At 61.9% G+C, this 15,688-nt stretch carries 8 protein-coding genes and 1 pseudogene; 2 read left to right on the plus strand and 7 right to left on the minus strand.

What is annotated here, in order from left to right:
• Window positions 1-18 precede the first annotated feature (18 nt).
• The 5 genes and pseudogenes from selO to OZ428_RS34570 form a co-directional block, all read right to left on the minus strand.
• Entirely contained in the window at window positions 19-1,482 is a 1,464-nt protein-coding gene (gene selO, locus OZ428_RS02865; protein ID WP_269132642.1) for a protein adenylyltransferase SelO, read from the minus strand.
• A gap of 48 nt (window positions 1,483-1,530) precedes the next feature.
• Window positions 1,531-4,872 carry a mechanosensitive channel MscK gene (gene mscK, locus OZ428_RS02870; RefSeq protein WP_033897792.1) on the minus strand — a complete coding sequence of 1,114 codons (3,342 nt, stop codon included), beginning with the start codon at window positions 4,870-4,872 and terminating at the stop codon, window positions 1,531-1,533.
• Between the two features lie 50 nt (window positions 4,873-4,922).
• Window positions 4,923-6,665 (minus strand): potassium/proton antiporter, encoded by a 1,743-nt coding sequence (locus OZ428_RS02875; protein ID WP_016977199.1) that lies wholly within the window; start codon window positions 6,663-6,665, stop codon window positions 4,923-4,925.
• Between the two features lie 307 nt (window positions 6,666-6,972).
• A complete protein-coding gene (locus tag OZ428_RS34565) occupies window positions 6,973-7,845 on the minus strand; it encodes a methyl-accepting chemotaxis protein (protein ID WP_370694346.1) in 873 nt (290 codons plus the stop codon).
• 30 nt (window positions 7,846-7,875) lie between these two features.
• Window positions 7,876-8,637 (minus strand): annotated as a pseudogene (locus OZ428_RS34570) (MCP four helix bundle domain-containing protein); the annotation flags it as partial.
• 239 nt (window positions 8,638-8,876) lie between these two features.
• Between OZ428_RS34570 and OZ428_RS02885 the strand changes: the two are divergent.
• Both OZ428_RS02885 and OZ428_RS02890 read left to right on the plus strand, forming a co-directional pair.
• Window positions 8,877-9,107 carry a hypothetical protein gene (locus OZ428_RS02885; protein WP_016977201.1) on the plus strand — a complete coding sequence of 77 codons (231 nt, stop codon included), beginning with the start codon at window positions 8,877-8,879 and terminating at the stop codon, window positions 9,105-9,107.
• Window positions 9,104-9,397: a cell division protein ZapA gene (locus OZ428_RS02890; protein WP_016977202.1), complete on the plus strand. Its 294-nt coding sequence runs from the start codon at window positions 9,104-9,106 to the stop codon at window positions 9,395-9,397. The genes OZ428_RS02885 and OZ428_RS02890 overlap by 4 nt, the downstream gene beginning before the upstream one ends.
• Here OZ428_RS02890 and OZ428_RS02895 read toward each other — a convergent pair.
• Together OZ428_RS02895 and putA are read right to left on the minus strand one after the other, a co-directional pair.
• Complete coding sequence (locus tag OZ428_RS02895; protein WP_269132643.1) at window positions 9,394-11,196, minus strand: acyl-CoA dehydrogenase; 1,803 nt, start codon at window positions 11,194-11,196, stop codon at window positions 9,394-9,396. The genes OZ428_RS02890 and OZ428_RS02895 overlap by 4 nt on opposite strands.
• Before the next feature lie 141 nt (window positions 11,197-11,337).
• Window positions 11,338-15,291: a trifunctional transcriptional regulator/proline dehydrogenase/L-glutamate gamma-semialdehyde dehydrogenase gene (gene putA / locus OZ428_RS02900; protein WP_269132644.1), complete on the minus strand. Its 3,954-nt coding sequence runs from the start codon at window positions 15,289-15,291 to the stop codon at window positions 11,338-11,340.
• Window positions 15,292-15,688: the final 397 nt, after the last annotated feature.

Raw genomic sequence — 15,688 nt, forward strand, 5'->3', positions numbered from 1 at the left:
ATCTTCTGGATAGGCCTCCTACGACGAACAACTAATCTCTAAATGCTTCCCCCAATCCGGCGGGCGCTGTGCGTATTGCTCCATCCCTGCTTGCTCCTCAAACGGCTTGGAAAGCACCTCATGCAGCCGTCGCACCTCGCTGTAATCCCCGGATTCAGCGGCCGCGATGGCGTTTTGCGCCAGGTAGTTGCGCAGGATATACAGCGGGTTCACCGCGTGCATCCGCGCACGGCGCTGTTCCTCGGTGTAGTCACCATCCCGTGCAACACGCGCCTTGTACTGCTCGGCCCAGGTATCAAACCCGGCCAGGTCGACAAAGTCATCGCGCAGCCGCGCCACGGCCAACGCCGCCGACTCATCTCCCAGGCGGCGGAAGAACAGGGTGTAATCCACGCCGCTGTTCTGCATCAGCTTCAATAAACGCTCCACCAACTGCTGGTCATCGTCTTCGGCGGTGGTCAGCCCCAGGCGACGGCGCATCAAATCCAGGTAGTTCGCTTGATACAGCGGCAGGTACAGCCCAAGGGCTTCTTTCAAGGCGTCGACGCTGATAAACGGCGTCAGTGCTTGTGCCAATGCGCTGAGGTTCCACTGCCCGATCGGCACCTGATTGCTGAAGGAATAACGCCCTTCGTGATCCGAGTGGTTGCAAATGAAGTGCGCGTCAAAGTCATCCAGAAACGCAAACGGCCCGAAGTCGAAGGTGATGCCGAGGATCGACATGTTGTCGGTGTTCATCACGCCGTGGCAGAAGCCATAAGCCTGCCACTTGGCGATCAGCTCGGCATTGCGCTCGACGATTTCGCGGAACATCGCCAGGTACGGCTCGGGCTGTTCGCGGCACTCGGGGTAGTGCAGGTTCAATACGTGTTCGGCCAACAGCGCTTGCTGCTCGGGCTTTTTGGTGTAGTAGAAGTATTCGAAATGTCCGAAGCGGATATGGCTGTGTGCCATGCGCAATACAATCGCGCCGCGTTCCTGCTTCTCGCGCCACACGGGGGTGTCGGAGCCGATCACGCACAGCGCACGGCTGCTGGGGATGCCCAGCGCGTGCAGCGCTTCGGAGGCCAGGAACTCGCGGATCGACGAGCGCAACACCGCGCGACCATCGCCCATGCGTGAGTAGGGCGTCATCCCGGCGCCCTTGAGGTGCAGGTCCCAGTGCTCGCCGGCTTCGTTGTACACCTCGCCCAGCAACAAGCCACGGCCGTCACCCAGTTGCGGGGTGTAGCCGCCGAATTGATGCCCGGAATAGACCATCGCCCGGGGTTCCGCCTCGGCCCACAGCTTGTGCCCGCCAAACAGCTCGGCAAATACCGGTGTTTCGGCCACGGCGGGATCAAGGTCGAGCAGGGCCAGGGCGGCCTCACTCGCCACAACCAGGCGCGGCGCGTCGAGGGGCTCAGGCAATACGTGGGTCGAGAACGCGTCGCCCAGGCGTGCGAAGCGGTTGTCGAAGGTCAGTTCGTCGAGGGCTTTCACCGGCCATCTCCAGCAGAATGTCCGAGCATTCTGCTGGGGATAGCGCGGTTAGTCGAGTTTGCTCGGCGGTGGTTCCTGCACGCCGCCGTCGTTGGCGGGCTTGGCGGGAGGGGTGTCGACTTCCACCAACTTGTATTCCTGGCCGTGGAGGTTCTTGAGGTAGACCTCCATCTGGCGGAACGAAATGTTGATGCTCTCTTTCTTGAACTCGCGATTGATAAAGCGGTTCACTTCGTCGATCACCGGGTTGCGGTCGCCCAGGTCGCGCACGTGCATGCGCAGTTCGTGGTCGAGGGTGCTTTCGCCGAAGTTGAGGAAGTACACGTGGGGCTCTGGCTCCTTCAGTACCCGAGGGTTGTCGCGGGCGGCCTTGAGCAGCAGTTCCTTCACGCGGTCCAGGTCGGAGCCGTAGTCCACGCCGAGTTTGAGGGTGACGCGGGTGATGGTGTCGGTCAGCGACCAGTTGATCAGTTGCCCGGTGATGAAGGTTTTGTTCGGGACAATGATGTCCTTGCGATCGAAGTCGGTGATCGTGGTGGCGCGGATGCGAATCTTGCTCACCGTGCCCGACAGGTTGCCGATGGTGATGGTGTCGCCGATGCGCACCGGGCGTTCGAACAGGATCATGATGCCGGAGATGAAGTTGGCGAAGATTTCCTGCATACCGAAACCCAAGCCCACCGACAGCGCCGCCACCAGCCATTGCAACTTGTCCCAGCTCACGCCGAGGGTGGACAGGGTGGAGACGAAGCCGACGCCGGCAATCACATACGACAGCAACGTGGTGGTCGCATAGGCACTGCCCTGGGCCAGGTCCAGCTTGGACAGCACCAGCACTTCGAGCAGGCCGGGCAGGTTACGCGCCAGGGCGAAAGTTATGCCGATGATGATCAACGCACCGAGCAGGTCACCGATGCTGATCGGCACCATGCTGATATTGGCGCCGGTGCCGCTGGTGTATTCGTACAACGTGACGTTATCCAGGTACGAAAACACCGAGATCAGGTCCGACCACACCCAGTACAGCGCCGCGATAAAGCCGCCGAGCAAGGCCAGGCGGATCAGGCGCATGGATTGTTCGTTGACCTGTTCGATGTCCAGGGTCGGCTCTTCGATCACCGCTTCACCGTCGCCGGCTTCCTTGGCGGCCTGGCGTTTGGCCAGGGCGCGCGCATAGGCCAGGCGCCGGGCGGCAACGCCCAGGCCGCGAACGAAAGTGGCCTCGATCACCAGCCAGAACATCAGCAGGTACAGGGTGTTGATCAGGCGGTCACTGAGCTTGAGCGCGGTGTAGTAGTAGCCAAAGCATACGGCGATAAATAACGCGACCGGCAGCGCGGTAAACAACAGGCCTACGGCCTTGCGAAACAGCGAGGCTTTTTCATGGGTCGGGCTGTTGAGCAACAGGCGGCCGAGCAGCCAGGCCATCAGCGCGTAGCAGGTGAGTACCACGCCGATGCCCAGCACGTCGTCGGCCAGCGCCGCCGGTTGGTGCTCGGCAATGGCCACCACGGCCACCAAGGCCAGTACCACCAACCCGAGTTTGCGCACCCAGCCTTGCAGGAATTCGACCTGGGGTTTTTCCCAGCGAAAGTGCAGTTCCGCCACGCCACCCGGCGCCAGGATGCGATAAGCGGTGTAGAACACCAGCCAGGCCTGGGCGATCTGCAGCAGGGCCGAACCGAGGTTGGCGTTCTGCCCACGGGCGTCGATCTGCAGCGCGTAGCCGCACAGCGCCAGGCCGAGGGAAACCGGCATCGCCAGCAGGATATTGATCAGGATGGCCTGGGGCGTGTGCCACTGGCTGTCGCGCTTGAAGTGGCCAATGTCCAGATGAACCTTGTTCAGGCGCTGGTACAGGTTTTTACGGCGCCACAGCAGCGCGCCAATCAACAGCAGCAGCGGCAGGAACAGCAGCGGGCGCTGGGTCAGGCCGTCATACAGTTCGCTGACGCTCGACGCCCAGGGCAGGGTGGCGACTTGCTTGCTCAGGTGCGCCGGCACGGTTTCCAGCCATTCGGTGTCCAGCGGCTTGTTACTGGGGATCCAGAACATCTGCTCATCCAGCGTCGCGCGCAGGGTGGTGGCGGTGCTGAGCAGTTGTTTCTGGTTCAGTTGCAGGGTAATGGATTCGTTGAGCAGCGCGCTCAGCTCACGGCTCAGGCGCTCCAGCAGGTCGCTGCGGGTGATCGCCAGTTCCAGCAGTGTGCGGCGCAGCTGGGGGGTGACGTCTTCCGGCGCTTGGTTGGCCAGCAAGTTATCCACATACGCACTTGGCGAACTGATCAGTTCGCGCTGCTGGTTGACCTCGAACTGGTAGAGGCGAATGTTGGCGATGTCGTCCGCCAGGTCGCGGTCCACGGTCAGGCGTGGCAAGGCTTGTTTCTGTTTGTAGAGAATCTTGGACAGCAACAGGCTGCCCTTGAGCACGTTGATCTGCTCGTCCAGGGCCGAGTCGCTCTGGGTCACCGTGTCGAGTTGTTGCTTGGTTTTCAGGTTTTTCTGGGTCAGGTCATTGAGGCGGTCGGTGCTTTTGAGCAGGTAGTCGGACAGCTTCAGGTTGGCCGCGCTCTCGGTGGCGAGCAGGCTGCTGCCGCCGGCTTTTTGCGCTTCGATGGACTGCTGGGTCACCGTTTGTTGGGATTGGGCCAGGCGCTTCTGATTGATCAGGGTTTGCAGGTCCTGGATCTCTTGTTCCAGGCGTGCAGTTTTTTCCATCACCAGGTCGTGCTGGCTGTTGCCCAGGTCTTGCAGTTGGCTGTTGCCGGCCAGTTCCTGGCGGCGCAACGGGATCAGTGCGTTGAGGGCGGCGAGTTCGGCGTTGAGCTGGTTGCGCTGGTCGCCGGTCAGGGCCTTGCCGTTGTCCTTGCCGGCCTTGAGGATCGAATTGATCTGCAGGATGCGCGTCTGGCTGCTGCTGATTTCGGTCTGGGCGCGTTCGGGACGGGTCTGGGCGGCGATGGACAGGCTGTTGGCGTCGGCCAGTTCTTTTTGCAGGTCGCCTTGCTGGGTGGTGCGCTGCACCAGCAGTTGCTCCAGCTGCGGCACCGGCAAGGTGGCGTAGCGCTGGGCGACCGGGATGATTTTGGTGGCCTTGAGCCGGGTCAGCTCGCGCTGGTTGTCGGCGGTCTCGCGCGGCGCGTCTTCCAGCTGGCGCTTGAGGTCGACCAGGCGCTGCTCGTAATCCTGCTTGTTGCCCAGGTAGGTCAGGGTCTGCTGCAGGATAGTCTGTAGGGCCTTCATGTCGGCGTCGGGCAGCTTGCGGTCGGGCAGCTTGTCCAGGGTTTGCTGGATGGCGTCGGCGCTGGGCGGGTCGGCCGCGTGAACGGTGCCGACACAAAGGGTCAGGCCCAGCAGGGCAGTGGCGAGGAACGTGCGCAGGGTAGGCATAGAGACCGGTCTTGCAAGGTGAAGAATCGGGGGCGTCGTCGCCCCGCAGTTTAGAGGAAGAGTCCGGGGCCCGGGCGACTTCCTTCGGGGAATCTGACGCCCACTTTGCCGATCTTGTTCCCGTCCATGACCGCGACGGTCCAGATGGTGTTGTTCCATTCCACCTGGTCGCCGACGATGGGCGCGCCGCCGACTTTCTGGGTGATGAAACTGCTCAGCGGCATATCCGGGTCGATGCCCTCCAGCTTCAGGCCGTACAGCGCGGAAACCGCGCCCAGCTGGGCGTCGCCTTCCAGCACGAAGTCGCCGAAGAAACGCAGGTCCAGACCGCGTTGCGGCGCCTGGCTGAACAGTTTGCCCAGGGCTGGCAGGTTGTGTTCATGGCCGATCACGCAGAGCAAATCGCCGACTTCCAGCACGGTACTACCCGACGGATGGAGCAGTTGCTGGCCACGGAACAGCGCAGCGATCCGCGTGCCTTCGGGCATTTTCAGCTCACGCAGGGCGGCGCCGATGCACCATTTTTCCGCGCCCAGGCGGTAGACGAACAACTCCCACTCGCTGGTGACGTGCACTTCCAGCGCGGCACGGGAAATCGGCGCCGGGTCCGGCGGTACGGTGACTTTGAGCAGCTTGGCCACCCACGGCAGGCTTGTGCCCTGCACCAGCAGCGAGACCAGCACGATAAAGAACGCCAGGTTGAAGTACAGCTGCGCGTGGGGCAGGCCGGCCATCAGCGGGAACACCGCCAGAATGATCGGCACCGCGCCGCGCAGGCCGACCCAGGCGATAAAGGCTTTTTCGCGTCCGTGGAATGCCTTGAACGGCAGCAGGCCGACCATCACCGACAATGGCCGCGCAAACAGAATCATCCACAGCGCCAAGCCCAGGGCCGGCAACGCGATGGGCAGCAAGTCATGGGGCGTGACCAGCAGGCCCAGTACCAGGAACATGCCGATCTGTGCCAACCAGGCCATGCCGTCGAGCATATGCAAAATGCCATGACGGCTGCGCACCGGGCGGTTGCCGATCACCAGGCCGCACAGGTATACGGCGAGGAAGCCGCTGCCATGCAGGGCGTTGGTCACGGCGAACACGAACAGGCCGCCGGCGATCACCAGGATCGGGTACAAGCCAGTGGCCAGGTTGATGCGGTTGACCATTTGCAGCATCAGCCAGCCACCGCCCAGGCCGACCACGCCGCCGATGCCGAACTCGCGCACCAGGTGAGTCAGCAGACTCCAGTGCAGGCCGGTCTGGCCGCTGGCCAGCATGTCGATCAAGGTGACGGTGAGGAACACCGCCATGGGGTCGTTGCTGCCGGATTCGATTTCCAGGCTGGCAGTGACCCGTTCGTTGAGGCCCTTGCCGCCGAGCAGCGAGAATACTGCCGCTGCGTCCGTGGAGCCGACAATCGCGCCAATCAACAAGCCTTGGATGATATTGAGGTCAAACAGCCAGGCCGCAGCCATGCCGGTGAGGCCGGTGGTAATCAACACCCCCACCGTGGCCAGCGACAACGCCGGCCAGAGTGCCACGCGGAAACTCGCCACCCGTGTGCGCAAACCGCCATCGAGCAGGATCACGGCCAGGGCGAGGTTGCCCACCAGGTAGGCGGTTGGGTAGTTATCGAAGATGATGCCGCCGCCATCGACGCCGGCGACCATGCCCACGGCCAGGATGATCACCAGGATCGGGATACCCAGGCGGGACGAAAGAGAACTCACCAGAATGCTCGCACTCACCAGCAACGCGCCGATCAAGAACAGGCTGTTGATGGTCGTCGCATTCAAAGGCAGTACTCCATGAGCAAACAAGACGGGGCGCAAACTGACCATGCAGTCTGCGTGCCAGCGATTCTAACCTGTTGAATTGCTGCACTGTCAAAAAGCTTTTTCTGATTCGTGCAGGGTTAATGTGGAAGCTGGCTTGCTGTAGTGGGCAGGGCTCTTGTAGTGAGCAGGCTTGCCCTGCGCTGGGCTGCAGAGCAGCCCCAACAGGAACACCTCATGTTTACAGATAGTATGCGGTGACTGGTTTTGGGGCTGCTTCGCAGCCCAGCGCGGGGCAAGCCCGCTCACTACAGTCGGTCGGGGTCAGTTACAGGCGGAAGCGGCCGACCATTCCGTTCAAGTCCACCGCCAGGCGCGACAGTTCACTGCTCGCCGCACTGGTCTGGCTGGCGCCGGTCGCTGATTGCACCGATAGATCGCGGATGTTCACCAGGTTGCGATCCACTTCCCGCGCCACCTGGGCCTGTTCTTCCGCCGCGCTGGCGATGACCAGGTTGCGTTCGTTGATCTCGACGATCGCCGTATTGATGGTATCCAGCGACATCCCGGCGCCTTTGGCGATGTTCAGCGTCGATTCGGCGCGTTCGGTGCTGTTGCGCATTGAGTCTACCGCGTGCTCGGTGCCGGCCTGGATACTGCCGATCATCCGCTCGATCTCGCTGGTGGATTGCTGCGTGCGATGGGCCAGGGCGCGCACTTCATCGGCGACCACCGCAAAACCGCGACCGGCTTCACCGGCACGTGCCGCTTCAATCGCTGCGTTCAGGGCCAGCAGGTTGGTCTGGTCGGCCAGACCGCGAATCACATCCAACACCTTGCCGATGTCGCGCGACTCATTGGCCAGGTCGCCAATCAGCGTGGCCGTGGCTTGCACGTCGCCGCTCATGCGTTCGATAGCGCTGACGGTTTCCTGCACCAGGTCACGGCCATCGCCGGCGGAGGTGGTGGCGTTGCGCGAAGCTTCGGAGGTGCTCACAGCGTTGCGGGCGACTTCTTCGACGGCGCTGGTCATCTCGTTCACCGCCGTGGCGGCTTGTTCGATTTCGTTGTTCTGCTGGGTCAGGCCGCGGGCGCTTTCGTCGGTGACGGCGTTCAGTTCCTCGGCAGCCGACGCCAGTTGGGTCGCTGACCCGGCGATGCGTTGCAGGGTGTCGCGCAGCTTGTCCTGCATCTTGGCCATGGCGGCCAGCAGGCGCCCGGCTTCGTCGTTGCCGTCGACCTTGATCGGCCGCGTCAGGTTGCCTTCGGCCACTTCTTCGGCGGCTTCGAGTGCCTGGGAAATGGGCAGGGTGATGCTGCGGGTCAGCAGCCAGGCGAACAGCAGGGTCAACGCCGTGGCGATCACCAGCAGGCCGACCACCAGGTCAAAGGCCAGGTTGTATTGGTCTTCGGCTTGCTGATTGGTGGCCAGGGCCATCTTGTTGTTGATGTCCAACAGACGGGTGAGCACGGCGTTGACCTGCTCGGAGTTGCTCAGCAGTTCGGTGTTGAGCAGGGCGCGCAGTTCTTCCACTTGATTGGCGCGCGACAGGCTCTTCATGCGCTCTTCAATCTGATGGTACTGGCCCAGCAGGCGCACGTATTCGTCGTAGGTCGAGCGCTCTTCGCTGCTCTCGATGAGTTTTTCGTAGATGCCCTGGGCGGTGCGAATCTGCTGGTTACGCAGTTCAAAGGCTTCCAGGGTTTTTTGCTGAACCTCAGGCTCACGGTTGGTCAGCAGGCGGTACGACAGCACCCGCAGGCGCAGGGTCAGCTGGGTAAATTCATCGAGGGCACGAATGCTCGGCACGCTGGACAGGGTGATGTCTTCGGTGGCGCCACGGATCTTGCTCATCTGGTTCAGGGCAAACACACCGAGAAACAACATCAACGCGCCAATAAACGCGAAGCCGAGGAAGGCCCTCGGAGCGATATTCATATTACGAAGCGACATGCGGGAATCCTGGGGGAGAAGCGCGATCCGTGCGGCCATGAGACAGGGTGTCCCTCTCTATCGGTCGTACGACTAAAGTCTAAAGGGGCGTGTGCGGTTTTGTCGCATCTGACGAGGGGTTTCGCGGATTCAGGAACCAGATCCGGTAAATGCAGTCACTAAGGCTCGAAAGTGCGGCCCGGCCCTTAAAAATCGGGCTGCGCGCCGGGGATAACCCTGGCATCCGAGGTGAATTTTCTTTATCGTCACCGCCCTTTGAAAAAGCCCGAGAAATCAAAATGTTAGAAGCATCCCTCAGCCAATTGGAACAACTGGTCAGCGACCTGGTACAACAGAATCAGGACCTGCTGGGCACCAACGAATCCCTCAAGGCGGAACTGGCCCGCGCCAAGGACGAGAACGACAGCCTGCAACTGAACCTGATGGAGCAGGAAGAAAAGCACGGCGCCACCGCCGCACGTATCCAGGCGCTGGTTGAGCGTGTGAGCGCAGGGCCTGTCGGCGCATGAGTGAAGGGATAAAGGTCGTTTCGATTCTCGGAGAGGATTACTCGATCAAGGCTCCGGCCGGGGAAGAGAAAACCCTGATGCACGCCGTGACCCTGCTCAAGGCGTCCCTGGCCACCACCAAGAAGAAGTACCCGACCCTGATCGGTGACAAGCTACTGGTGCTGGCGGCGCTGAACCTGTGTGCCGAGCAGATCGAAATGCAGCAGGCGCACCAGCAGGAACTCGACCGTTACCAAGAGCAAGTCAGCGCCACGGTCGATGTGATTTCCAAGGCGATCGGAACGCCTTAGAACCACTCATCTTGCATGCCGAGGCACGTGTCATCACGGGCCTCCAAGATTGCCAGTTCATGATGGCAGCTCGGCACTTCCCAGGTCAGGAAGTACCGGGCGGCCTGGAGCTTGCCTTTATAGAAGGCCACATCCGCCGCATTGCCCTTGGCCAAGCCTGCTTCGGCGTGAATCGCCTGTTCCAGCCAGCGCCAGCCAATCACCGTATGCCCGAACACTTTCAAGTACAGCGCTGAGTTCGCCAGGCTGCTGTTGACCTTGCCGTGGGCGAGATCCGTCAGCAAACCGAGGGTGACGCTTTGCAGGCGGTTAACAAGCTGTTCCAGCGGTTCCCTCAGTGCGGTAAGGCTTGGGTATTCCTGGGCGCGGGCGCCGGTTTCGGCGATCAGTCGGATGAGTTGCTTCAAGCCCGCGCCACCGTTCTGCGCCAGTTTGCGCCCGAGCAGATCCAGGGACTGGATGCCATGGGTGCCTTCGTGGATCGGGTTCAGGCGGTTGTCGCGGTAGTACTGCTCCACCGGGTATTCGCGGGTGTAGCCATGGCCGCCGAGAATCTGGATCGCCAATTCGTTGGCCTTGAGGCAGAACTCCGACGGCCAGGATTTGACGATGGGCGTGAGCAGGTCCAGCAGTTCGTGGGCTTGCTTGCGTTCGGTTTCGGTGGCCAAGGTGGTGGTGTCGTCAAACAGCCGTGCGGCGTAGAGGCCGAGGTCGAAGGCGCCTTCCACGTAGGATTTTTGGGTGAGCAGCATGCGCTTGATGTCCGCATGCTGAATGATCGAGACCGGTGCGGTCGTGGGATCTTTACTGTCGGGCAGGCGACCTTGCGGGCGTTCGCGGGCGTACTCCAAGGAGTAGAGGTAGCCGGCGTAACCGAGCATGACCGCGCCCATGCCGACACCAATCCGCGCCTCGTTCATCATCTGGAACATGCAGCTCAACCCCTGGTGCGGCTTGCCCACCAGATAGCCGATGCAATTCCCGTTATCGCCGAAGTTCAGCGCGGTGGACGTGGTGCCGCGCCAGCCCATCTTGTGGAACAGGCCGGCCAGCAGCACATCGTTGCGCTCTCCCAGGCTGCCGTCGTCGTTGACCAGGAATTTGGGCACGATAAACAACGAAATGCCCTTCACCCCGGCCGGCGCGTCCGGCAGTTTGGCCAGCACCATGTGCACGATGTTTTCCGACAGCGGGTGGTCGCCGCCGGAAATGAAAATCTTGTTGCCCTTGAGTCGATAGCTGCCGTCTGCCGCAGGCTCTGCCCGTGTACGAATATCCGACAGCGAAGAACCGGCGTGGGGTTCGGTGAGGGCCATGGTCCCGAAGAAACGCCCGTCAATCATCGGTTGCAGGAAGCGTCGTTTCTGATCCTCAGTGCCGAAGCTCTCGATCAGGTTGGCAGCGCCCATGGTCAGGAACGGGTAGGACGTGGATGCGGCGTTGGCCGACTGGAAGTGCGCAAAACAGGCTTGGGACAGCAGGGTCGGCAGTTGCATGCCGCCGGCTTCGAAGCTGCGCGCGGCGTTGAGAAAGCCGGCCTCCAGGAAGGCGTCCACGGCGGGTTTCACTTCCGGGATCAGGATGGCCTGGCCGTCTTCGTAGCGCGGTTCGTTTTCGTCGTTCTTGCGGTTGTGCGGGGCAAAGTACTTTTCCGCAATAGTGCGGGCGGTGCTGATGGCCGCATCGAAGGTTTCACGATTGTGTTCGGCAAACCGCTCGCGCTGGGTCAGGCCCTCGGCATCGAGGACTTCGTACAGCTCGAAAGCCAGATTGCGGGAACTGAGCAGCGTCTCGGACATGGCGGCTTACCTTTAGAGGAATTGGCCTGAGTCTAAGTGCGCGAATGGAGGGTGGATAGCAAGATTGATTTGGGTGATGGAAGGCCAGAACAAACTCGGTTCCTGCGGGAGCTGGCAAGCCAGCTCCCACAGGGTTTACCATTAACCGATGGTCATCAGGCTGGCGTTACCACCCGCGGCTGCGGTGTTGACGCTCAACGCACGCTCGATCACCAAACGCTCCAGCGCAATCGCCGTCTCGCCCTGCGACAAGCCATGCACCCCGACAATCGCCCCACCACGCTGCGCCACTTGCTGGCACACCGCGCGCAATTGATCGGAATCACCGTGATGCAGAACAGCGTCAAACACCACGTCGTCCTTGGTCCAGTCGGCCACGCGCTTGATCTTCGCCTGAATCTCTTTAGGCAGGCGTGGGAACAAGGCCTTGGTCAGGTCGGATTCGGGCCATACCGCCGAGCCGCCCACAGCCAACACTGCCGCCAGCTGCGTCAGCAGATCGCCTTCCACTTCCGCCAGGCACAGTACGTGCTCGCGGGGCAGGATGGCGTAGCTGTTGCGTTCGCCGGTCGGGCCAGCCAGTTGGCGGGTGATACCGCTTTGCGATTGCGCGGCGAACTGGCTGCACAGGGCACTCAGGTCGCTGAACTTATTGCTGTCAGCCCAGGTTTTCAGGGCGGTCAGCGGCTGGCTCATGGCGTCACGCAGGCGCACGTCCGGTGCGGCCAATGCGTCGCCGCGTACGAAGGATTGCTCAATGGCATCCGTAGGACGTGTCGACAGCAGGCGGTACAGGTACAGCGGGCCACCGGCTTTCGGGCCAGTGCCCGACAGGCCCTCGCCGCCGAACGGTTGCACGCCGACCACCGCGCCGACGATGTTGCGGTTCACGTAGACGTTACCGGCATGGACGTTGTCGATCACCTTGGCGATGGTCTCGTCGATACGGGTGTGCACGCCCAGGGTCAGGCCATAGCCGGAAGCGTTGATCTGACCGATAAGCTGGTCGATTTCTTTGCGCTTGTAGCGCACCACGTGCAGCACTGGGCCGAAGATCTCGCGTTGCAGTTCGTCGAAGCTTTCCAGCTCGATCAGGGTCGGCATCACGAAGGTGCCACGCTTGATCTCTTCACCGTCGGCAATCGCCACTTGATACACGTTGCGGCCTTTGTCGCGCATGGCCTGGATGTGTTTCTCGATGCCGGCCTTGGCTTCGGCGTCGATCACCGGGCCGATGTCGACGGACAGGCGCTCCGGGTTACCCAAGCGGCATTCCGCCATGGCGCCCTTGAGCATTTCGATGACACGGTCTGCCGAATCTTCCTGCAGGCACAGCACGCGCAGGGCCGAGCAGCGTTGGCCGGCACTGTCGAAGGCCGAGGACACCACGTCGATGACCACTTGTTCGGTCAGCGCCGAGGAGTCGACGATCATCGCGTTCTGGCCACCGGTTTCGGCGATCAGCGGGATCGGACGGCCCTGGGCATCCAGACGACCGGCGACGTTGCGTTGCAGCAGGCGCGCCACTTCGGTGGAGCCAGTGAACATCACGCCTTTGACGCGATCATCACCCACCAGGCGGGCACCGACGGTTTCGCCCTGGCCCGGCAGCAATTGCAGCACGCCTTCCGGAATACCGGCTTCCAACAGGATGCGCACGGCTTGCGCGGCCACCAATGGGGTTTGCTCGGCAGGCTTGGCCAGTACCGGGTTGCCGGCGGCCAATGCGGCGGCGACTTGGCCGCTGAAGATGGCCAGCGGGAAGTTCCACGGGCTGATGCAGACCACCGGGCCCAGCGGGCGGTGGGCGTCGTTGGTGAAGTCGTTACGTGCCTGCACCGCGTAGTAGCGCAGGAAATCCACGGCTTCACGCACTTCGGCGATGGCATTGGCGAAGGTCTTGCCGGCTTCGCGGGCCAGTAGGCCCATCAGCGGTTGGATCTCGCCTTCCATCAGGTCGGCGGCACGTTCTAGGATCGCAGCGCGCTCGGCGGGCGGGGTGGCCTGCCAGATCGGACCGGCGCTGATGGCGCACTGGATAGCGTTGTCGACGTCTTGAACGGTGGCTTCTTGCACGTGACCGACCACGTCACGCAGGTCGGACGGGTTCAGTACCGGTGCTGCGGGTTGCTCGCTGGAGGCGCAACCGAGCATCGGCGCCGCTTTCCAGTGGTTGTGCGCGGTGGCCAGCAAGGCGCAGGACAGCGACGCCAAGCGGTGTTCGTTGGCCAGGTCGATACCGGCCGAGTTGGCGCGGTCGCTGCCGTACAGGTCACGCGGCAAGGGAATGCGCGGGTGCGGCAGGCCGAAGCCGCCTTCCAGCGTAGCCATTTGCTCGATGCTGGCCACTGGGTCGGCCACCAGCTCCTGAATGGAGATGGATTGGTCGGCAATGCGGTTGACGAACGAGGTGTTCGCGCCGTTTTCCAGCAGGCGACGCACCAGGTAAGCCAGCAGCGTTTCGTGGGTGCCAACCGGTGCATACACGCGGCATGGACGGTTCAGCTTGCCTTCGGAAACCTTGCCTACAACCTGCTCGTACAGCGGTTCGCCCATGCCGTGCAGGCATTGGAACTCGTACTGGCCGGGGTAATAGTTCTGACCGGCGATATGGTAGATGGCCGACAGCGTGTGAGCGTTGTGCGTGGCGAACTGCGGGTAGATGACTTCCGGCACCGACAGCAGTTTGCGTGCGCAGGCAATGTAGGAAACGTCGGTGTACACCTTGCGGGTGTACACCGGGTAGCCTTCCAGGCCTTCGACTTGGGCGCGCTTGATCTCGCTGTCCCAGTACGCGCCTTTTACCAGGCGGATCATCAGGCGATGGCGGCTGCGGCGTGCCAGGTCGATGACGTAGTCGATCACATACGGGCAACGCTTCTGGTAGGCCTGGATCACGAAACCGATGCCGTTCCAGCCGGTCAGTTGCGGCTCGAAGCACAGGCGTTCAAGCAGGTCCAGGGACAACTCCAGACGGTCGGCTTCTTCAGCGTCGATGTTCAAGCCGATGTCGTATTGCTTGGCCAGCAGGGTCAGGGACAGCAGGCGCGGGTACAACTCGTCCATCACACGCTCGTACTGCGCACGGCTGTAGCGCGGGTGCAGGGCCGACAGCTTGATGGAAATGCCCGGACCTTCATAAATCCCACGGCCGTGGGACGCTTTACCGATCGAGTGAATGGCTTGTTCGTACGAGGCCAGGTACTTCTGCGCGTCGTGTTCAGTCAGCGCGGCTTCACCGAGCATGTCGTAGGAGTAGCGGAAGCCCTTGGCTTCGAACTTGCTCGCGTTGGCCAGGGCCTCGGCAATGGTTTCGCCGGTGACGAACTGCTCGCCCATCAGGCGCATCGCCATGTCGACGCCCTTGCGGATCATCGGCTCGCCGCTCTTGCCGATGATGCGGCTCAGGGACGAGGTCAGGCCCGCTTCGTTGTGGGTGGCGACCAGTTTACCGGTCAGCAGCAGGCCCCAGGTCGCGGCGTTGACGAACAGCGACGGGCTGTTGCCCAGGTGCGGCTGCCAGTTGCCGGTGCTGATCTTGTCGCGGATCAGTGCGTCGCGGGTGCCCTTGTCCGGGATACGCAGCAGCGCTTCGGCCAGGCACATCAGTGCCACGCCTTCCTGGGACGACAGGGAAAATTCTTGCAGCAGGCCCTGAACAATACCGGCACGGCCGCCGGCACTCTTCTGGTTACGCAGTTTTTCAGCGATCGAGGCGGCCAGCTTGTTGGTGGCTTCGGCCATCGGGGCCGGCAGGCGAGCCTGTTCGATCAGCATCGGCACCACTTCCGGCTCGGGGCGGCGGTAAGCGGCGGTGATCGAGGCGCGCAATACGGATTGCGGCAGGATGCTTTCGGCGAACTCAAGGAAGCACTGGTGGGCGTGGTCGGTCTGGACCTCGCCCGCATCGTCGGCGTCCTTGCTGCTCAAACCATTGAGTTCGGTCAGGGTTGCACCACCCTCCAGTTTCTCCAGGTAATTGAAAATCGCCTGCTTGATCAGCCAGTGCGGCGTGCGATCAATGGAGGTCGCGGCAGCCTTCAGGCGCTCGCGGGTCGGGTCGTCGAGTTTGACCCCAAGGGTGGTCGTAGCCATTTTCTTATCCTCATGGGTGCCACTACCGAGTGGCATCAGCTGGCGGCAAGATTAGCTTTGCGCATGCGGAGGTGCAACCGGGTGCAACCCTTTTTGTTCAGGAAATTTTCGATCGTGATCGGGAAAAAAATACACCGCCGACGGATTGCGCTCCGCCTTGGTGCGTTTACTTCTGAGATCGGCTGTTCTTGCTCCGAAAAGGAGCAAAAACAGGCTGTTTTCCGCAAAACATATCCAGGTGCAACTTATTCTCACGAAACTGGTTGCACCTTATTTGCTTTGTTGAATAGCATTCGCGCCCAAGGTGCAACCACCTCAACGAGTCGGTTCATCGGCTGACGGCTTTCCTGGGGAAACGTCAGTCATAAATGCGCGGCACGCAGCTACGTCTACCTAC

Origin of the sequence: Pseudomonas sp. GXZC (assembly GCF_026967615.1) — a bacterium.
Lineage (GTDB): Bacteria > Pseudomonadota > Gammaproteobacteria > Pseudomonadales > Pseudomonadaceae > Aquipseudomonas > Aquipseudomonas azotoformans_A.

What these genes read in the sequence shown, in the direction of transcription:
- mscK (WP_033897792.1), bottom strand. Translation starts at nt 4,872, where the DNA reads ATGCCTACCCTGCGCACGTTCCTCGCCACTGCCCTGCTGGGCCTGACC.
- OZ428_RS34565 (WP_370694346.1), bottom strand. Translation starts at nt 7,845, where the DNA reads ATGGCCAAGATGCAGGACAAGCTGCGCGACACCCTGCAACGCATCGCC.
- OZ428_RS02885 (WP_016977201.1), top strand. Translation starts at nt 8,877, where the DNA reads ATGTTAGAAGCATCCCTCAGCCAATTGGAACAACTGGTCAGCGACCTG.
- OZ428_RS02890 (WP_016977202.1), top strand. Translation starts at nt 9,104, where the DNA reads ATGAGTGAAGGGATAAAGGTCGTTTCGATTCTCGGAGAGGATTACTCG.
- OZ428_RS02895 (WP_269132643.1), bottom strand. Translation starts at nt 11,196, where the DNA reads ATGTCCGAGACGCTGCTCAGTTCCCGCAATCTGGCTTTCGAGCTGTAC.
- putA (WP_269132644.1), bottom strand. Translation starts at nt 15,291, where the DNA reads ATGGCTACGACCACCCTTGGGGTCAAACTCGACGACCCGACCCGCGAG.